We start from the raw sequence: 231 nt of genomic DNA on the forward strand, positions 1-231 counted from the left end.
ATACAGGTGCAAATTGGCGGAGGGAGGGAATAGGCATTTCTATCAACCAATGAAAATGAAATGGAAGTGGGGCTATCCTTTACGTAATTGGTGAATTCTTCCTTTTGAGGCTCCCTTTCTCCCAGAAGCTCCTTTTTTTCCTGCCGTTTTGCGGCCAATTCCTTCAGCTGGTTGGCAAAAGCGCTGTCCGCATCTGAAAATTCGCCCTCCTCACTGTTCAAGGCACCCTCT

At 47.6% G+C, this 231-nt stretch carries 1 pseudogene; it reads right to left on the reverse strand.

From position 1 onward, the window contains the following. Positions 1-231 (reverse strand): annotated as a pseudogene (locus ACRHOZ_RS21655) (hypothetical protein); the annotation flags it as partial.

Source organism: Flagellimonas flava, from assembly GCF_050617915.1.
GTDB lineage: Bacteria > Bacteroidota > Bacteroidia > Flavobacteriales > Flavobacteriaceae > Flagellimonas > Flagellimonas flava_A.